Origin of the sequence: Capnocytophaga sp. oral taxon 380 str. F0488, assembly GCF_000318255.2 — a bacterium.
Classification (GTDB): Bacteria; Bacteroidota; Bacteroidia; order Flavobacteriales; family Flavobacteriaceae; genus Capnocytophaga; species Capnocytophaga ochracea.
In genome coordinates, this window is the sequence record NZ_KB291199.1 from 81,873 (window position 1) to 87,995 (window position 6,123).

The 6,123-nt window shown below is 36.1% G+C and carries 7 protein-coding genes and 1 pseudogene; all 8 read right to left on the minus strand.

Features of this window, described 5'->3' with window-relative positions:
• Positions 1–1,089 (minus strand): magnesium/cobalt transporter CorA, encoded by a 1,089-nt coding sequence (gene corA / locus HMPREF9078_RS05500; protein ID WP_009419743.1) that lies wholly within the window; start codon positions 1,087–1,089, stop codon positions 1–3.
• Positions 1,090–1,325: 236 nt separating this feature from the next.
• A complete protein-coding gene (locus tag HMPREF9078_RS05505; RefSeq protein WP_009419744.1) occupies positions 1,326–1,955 on the minus strand; it encodes a class I SAM-dependent methyltransferase in 630 nt (209 codons plus the stop codon).
• Between the two features lie 15 nt (positions 1,956–1,970).
• Positions 1,971–2,258 carry a YciI family protein gene (locus tag HMPREF9078_RS05510; protein ID WP_009419745.1) on the minus strand — a complete coding sequence of 96 codons (288 nt, stop codon included), beginning with the start codon at positions 2,256–2,258 and terminating at the stop codon, positions 1,971–1,973.
• Positions 2,259–2,292: 34 nt separating this feature from the next.
• Entirely contained in the window at positions 2,293–2,970 is a 678-nt protein-coding gene (locus HMPREF9078_RS05515) for an SDR family oxidoreductase (protein WP_009419746.1), read from the minus strand.
• A 1-nt stretch (position 2,971) separates the two neighbouring features.
• The gene (locus tag HMPREF9078_RS05520) at positions 2,972–4,447 is read right to left on the minus strand and encodes a DASS family sodium-coupled anion symporter (protein ID WP_009419747.1); all 1,476 of its coding nucleotides are present in this window, start codon (positions 4,445–4,447) and stop codon (positions 2,972–2,974) included.
• Positions 4,448–4,612: 165 nt separating this feature from the next.
• Positions 4,613–4,891: a SemiSWEET family transporter gene (locus tag HMPREF9078_RS05525; protein WP_009417746.1), complete on the minus strand. Its 279-nt coding sequence runs from the start codon at positions 4,889–4,891 to the stop codon at positions 4,613–4,615.
• 71 nt (positions 4,892–4,962) lie between these two features.
• Positions 4,963–5,470: pseudogene (locus HMPREF9078_RS05530) on the minus strand (hypothetical protein).
• On the minus strand, positions 5,467–5,910 hold the full coding sequence (locus HMPREF9078_RS05535; protein WP_009419748.1) for a hypothetical protein: 444 nt from the start codon (positions 5,908–5,910) through the stop codon (positions 5,467–5,469). The pseudogene HMPREF9078_RS05530 and the gene HMPREF9078_RS05535 overlap by 4 nt, the downstream one beginning before the upstream one ends.
• Positions 5,911–6,123 lie beyond the last annotated feature (213 nt).

The following is a 6,123-nucleotide window of genomic DNA, read 5'->3' on the forward strand; positions in this document are numbered from 1 at the left end:
TCAAAGCCATTTTTTGCGTTTGAAGTAGAAAATCATTGTTACTGAAATACCTATCATCACCAACCATACTAACGGATATGCCCACCATACTTCTAATTCAGGCATATACTTGAAATTCATACCGTATACCCCTACAATAAAAGTGAGCGGAATAAATATAGTAGAAATAAGGGTGAGCAAGCGCATAATGTTGTTCATCTTGTTACTCATTGCCCCCATATAGGTATCAGTAAGCCCCCAAAGGATATCGCGGTAAGTGCTGAGTGTTTCCACAATTTGCACCGTGTGGTCGTGGAGGTCACGGAAATAATGCTTGGTATCGGTGTCGATAAGATGATGAGGGGTTTTCTCTATCTTGTTTACTACCTCACGCGAGGGCGTAATTGATTTCTGCAAAAAGATAGCACTCTTTCTCAACAACTGGATTTCGGAAATCATATCTTCACGAGGGTGAATAATAATATCATCTTCAATGGTTTCAATCTTATCGCTTACTTTATCCAAAATCACAAAATAGTTGTCTACAATAGCATCTAAGAGTCCGAATAGCAAATAGTCAGCGGGGCGTTTGCGCAGACTGCTATCGGCGTTTTGCAAACGTTTGCGTACGGGGTCAAACACGTCTTCGTCTTCACTTTCTTGAAAAGTGATGAGGTAGTTTTTACCCAATAATAATGCTAAGTGCTCTGAAATGAGTTGCTTATCTTTGCCGTAGTACAGCATTTTAATGATCACAAGAATATGTTCATCGAGGATTTCTACTTTCGGACGGTGTTCGGTATCGAGTACGTCTTCCAAAAATAGGTTATCTAAATGAGTATAAGCACCTAACTTTTTTACTTCCTCAATATTGTTTAAGCCGTTTACATTCACCCACGTGATACGGCTATCGATTATAAATTTAAGGGCTTCCTCAGCCGAAGAGACTTTCTTTACCTCACAAGAATGCTCGTTATAGGCAAAGACTTCTATATTGAGAGGCTTCTCTTTATTACCGAAATACACCAGACTACCGGCAGGCAAACCTACCTTTTTGGAGCGATTTGCCTTGCGTTTCCTCTTGGTAGTAGAGACTATATTTTTACTCATATATAATTATTATATTAAAATATTGGTTATTAATATTTTATTAAAACATTTTAAAGTTAAAGTATAAGTATTATAACAAAAACGAAAGCATTAGTAAGCGTAATAAATGCTTGTTACTTTTATTTAAATTGGTGGTTAATATACTGATTATTAGATTATTTTCACATTTATATACATAGTAAATAGATACTTTATAGAATATACATTAAATAAAAGGTTTACATTTTTATTGTAAGTTACTTATATTCAGTAGTTATTAGCTTGTAAAACACCCAACCTTGTATTCTTTCTTCTTGTACTAAGGATAGTCCTACTGAGTTTAAAAATTGACTAAAATCTTCTGTTCTTTTTAGCTTAGGAAGGTAATAACTAATCTTTGCATATTCACAAGCAATGAGAAAAATGCCTTTGTCTGAAAGTATACGTTTGACTTCCAAAAAAGCCTCTTTGAGGTCTTGCCAATGGAAGTGTGTTTGAAAAGCAGTTATCAAATCAAAAGTTTTATCACCAAATGAGGTATGCCGAATGTCCTCTAACTGAAAGATAGCCCTTGTATGAAGCTTCTTTGCTTCCTTAATAGCGATTTCGGATATTTCAATTCCCCAAACTTCACTATGAGGAAAATATTCAGTGAGCAGGACAGTTGATTTGCCATTTCCTACTCCTATATCTAATATTTTTCGGGGAGCTTCTGACGGTTTATAAAATCCTAATGCCCATTGTACCATTGGTATATAAACACGATTAAAAAGTTTCATCATTATTACACCTACAAAACCCGAAGGCTTTTTAGACTGCTGAATTAGGTAATAAAGCAGGAGTATTAAGATTGAGAAAGTAAGGGCTGTTAGAAAAATAATTTTCACTTGTTAATTGTGGTTTTAAGAGAGTACCTTACCGAACTCCTCAGAGAATTTGGTAGGAGTAAACTCAATGACCTGGTAGGTTGCTATTTGGTGCTGATAAAAAGGGTCTTGGGCAATAATAGTTTCTACCTCTCCCCTACTGCCTGCCTTACATAAAATTATACCACCTATGCGAGGTACTTGTGCTCCTGAAGCAACAAAATGTCCTGAAGCATAATGCTTATCTAAATAAGCGCGATGTGCTTCTAAATGTTTTTCAACCTCTGAAAGGTCTTTTTGATACGTTAAAATAATGATGTACATATTTTAGTTTATTAGTCGTTAGTTTTTAATTGTTTTATGGAGTTGTATTGGCTACTTGTACTACTTTTCCATTGAATACCTTACTACCATTAACGGCAAAATCGGCAATGTAGCGTGCCATTTGCTGTGGGGTGATATTAGCTTTATAATCAGGGAAGGCTTCAGTGAGCATTTCGGTCTGTACCGCACCTAAGGCTAAAGTATTGAAAACGATACCGCGCTCTTTGTATTCTTCGGCTAAGAGCTCCGATAAGGTAATAAGAGCACCTTTAGAGGAACTATACGCTGCCAAACCGCCAAACTTCAAACTCCCTTGTATGCCTCCCATACTGCTGATACTTACCACGTGCGACCCATTCCTCATAAAAGGCAATACTTTCTGAGTGAGTTGTGCCACTCCGAATACATTTACCTTGTACACTTCTAAAAAGTCAGTTTCAGTAAGTTGTTCAAAGGGTTTGTTGATGAGTTTTCCTGCGTTATGAATGAGTATATCCACGCACTGCCATTGTTGCAAATAGGTGACTACCGTTTGTAGGTCTTCTGTCTTTGTAATATCAAAAGGGAAACAATGCACATTAGGCAATTGCAGTGCCTTTATAGAAGCAGTATGCCGCGAAAGGGCTAAAATATTATGCCCTTCCGCAGCCAACTGTTGTACCAGCGCAAAGCCTATCCCTCGACTGGCACCTGTTATGATGATGTTCTTCATATTACCCTAAGAGATGTGTTTCTCCTACAACATACAAAACAAGGTACCCTATCACCATACTGATAAGCCCTACGATAAGCCCCATTTTCAGCATATCATTCTGTTTTACTAAGCCTGTAGAGTACGCAATGGCATTCGGAGGCGTAGAAATAGGCAAACACATTGCTGATGATGCTGCTAGAGCTATCCCAATAAGCACTGTAGAGGTACCACCTATCGCGCTTAGGTTTTCTCCCATTCCTTGACAAATAGTTACCAAAATAGGAATTAACAAGGCTGCCGCAGCAGTATTGGAAATAAAGTTGCTGAGAAGATAACAAATAAGTCCCGATGCAATCAATACTATTATAGGCGACCACGACCCAAATGGAATGGTATCAATAGCAAGTTTGGCTAAGCCCGATTCATTGATACCTAAACCTAAAGCAAATCCTCCCGCTACCATCCAAATAACGCTCCAATTGATGGACTGTAGGTCTTTGGCGGTAATCACACCTGTTGCTGCAAAGATACCCATAGGTACTAAGGCAACGGTATTGGCATCAATACCAGTTAGTTCACTGGGGAGTAGCCATAAAAGAATAGTAATGATAAAAGTGCCACTAACTACCCACATACGCCAACCTTGGTGTACTTTTCCTAGAATATGTAAGTTAATTGTTTTTTGAGTAAAAGGAAAGAATTTTAATATAAGTCGCCACGAGATGAAGAGTAACAAAAGTACCAATGGAAACATAAACGACATCCATTCGCCGAAATCAACGCCCATATTCAGTCCTTTAGGGTCGTTAAGAGCTTGCAGAGCAATAGCGTTAGGAGGTGTACCGATAGGGGTAGCCATACCGCCTAAGTTAGCGGCAATCGGGATACTCATCGTGAGTGCGGTACGTCCTTTGCCACTTGCAGGTAGTGCTGCAAAAACAGGAGTAAGGAAAGTGAGCATCATAGCTGCCGTAGCAGTATTACTCACAAACATTGAGAAAATACCCGTAATGAGCAAGAAACCCAATAGCACATTCTCGCTTTTATTTCCGAACGGACGTATCAAATTTTTGGCAAGCAAGACGTCTAACCCCGATTTGGTAGCGGCAATAGCCAAGAAAAACCCACCTAAAAAGAGTATAATCACAGGGTTGGCAAAGGTAGCCATAATCTCTTTACTGCTGAGTAGTTTTCCGAAAATCTCGTTCTCTTCTCCTTTAAAGAAAAACAGACTGTGGTTAGAAACCGTTAAACACATTAGGGTGATGATACCCAGCGAAGTAGCCCACGAAGGGATAGCTTCACTAATCCACATTAAGGTAGCAAATACAAAAATAGCAATAATTCGCTGATGTACCACCGTTAGTCCGCTAATATGAAACACCTCAGTAGGTAAATTCCACACTACAGCAGTTACAATCACTATACATATCAAAGCGATAAGGTGTTTTTTTTCAAAGTGATTGGTCATTACATTTTCTAATTCTTTAGACATAATATTTTGGTAAGTTTAAAAAGTTATTTGCTATTTAACAAACGAATGACAAAGGTACAAAAAAAGAATAATCCACCAAAGAAAAACGATAGTTTTTTATTGATGGATTTATTTATATTTTACTTTCTTTGTTTTAATTGAAATATATCCTATAACTCAATCTATTTAAAGAGAAGTAATAAAAGTTAAAAATCCTAAAACAACCCCTACCAAATTAGGAATAATGAGAATATAATCGGGCTTAGGTTCTTTTGTCCATCCATACACTACCCAGATAAGACAAGATCCTGCTGCAAACAATGGTTGCCAAGGTTGTGCTTTGTGTCCTTCTAAGTTAGCCATAATTTGAGGAATATAAGCTACAAACACTGCTACCCCTATAAAGGCTCCAATCGAACCTATAAATAAATTAATTTTTTGTTTGGTATTTCTTTTTTCTTTCATAAAAAAATATTTTTTTGCAAAGATAATAATTTCACAAAGAAGTATCAAAAATAATTAGAAAAATTTTGGTTTTACACTCCCCATAATGAAGCCTGTAATCTTTTGATATAAGAATCCTCAATAACATCAATAATAGCCAAAGTATCTCTTGGAATAGAAATACATTTTTCCAAAAGGCTTTTCAGTAAGTTTTCCAATGCCAAAGTATATTCTTGATAAGTAATAAGCTCTTTTGTCTGTTCTATAAATGATAAAACTAGTGAATTGGTTGAGAAATCACTAGTAAGTTGCTTTATAAACAAGTTAATTGTGTAAGAAAGTATACTGATAGGGTCGCAAATTCTAATTCCTAATTTCTCTTGAATAAGAGCCTCTACTTCTTCTTTGGTTTTTTCCCATTCTTCTCCTTCTCCCATAAACTGTAACTCATTGATAACCTCCCACAGCTCATTTGTGGTATTATAGTCTCTGAAAATTGGAAGTATAATCTCCTACTTTTTTAGCATTATAGCCTTCTTTCCAAAGGGCTTGTAAGCCTTGAATGTAATAGACAATTGCTTTTATCTCTTCTAAAGTCATTTTATTACACTTAGTTTTTCAGGTTCATTAATAGGAATTCTTAGTCGTAAGCCAAGTTCAGAACGAGCGATTATATGGTTTGTATCCTCAAAATAGGCTTCCTTAAAATACTCGCTATTATCCAAAAACAAAAACCATAAAAGTTCCCCATTTTCTTTATTGATAATGTAAATAAAACCATCTCCTTCCCAACTACATTCACCTCCATAAATTTTATATTGGGCATTCTCTACCATAATTTTCGGATAGAGATTAGAGACATAATCCTCTTCGTTATAAGAAAAATAACTATCTAAGGACGATTTACACAAAATTCTTAGGTGATACTTCTCTTTAATCCATTGTCCCTCCAAAACAAGCATATCACCATTAGGGTAAGTAATAGATTTGATAATAGGATAAGTGTAATTTTCAAGAATGTTTTTGATACGTGGATGCATATTACATTTATTTTTTTAGTACATTTTATGGTTACTAAAATCCAACGACAAAGATACAGAAAAAAGTATCATATACAAAGATATTTTGGGCTATCTTTTATGATGAACAAATTCATAACAATTATACAAACATACTTAGCATAGAGTTTCACCGAATAATAAATGAAAGAAGAACGAACCTACAGTGGGTCTACAGTGGGTCTACAGTGGGTC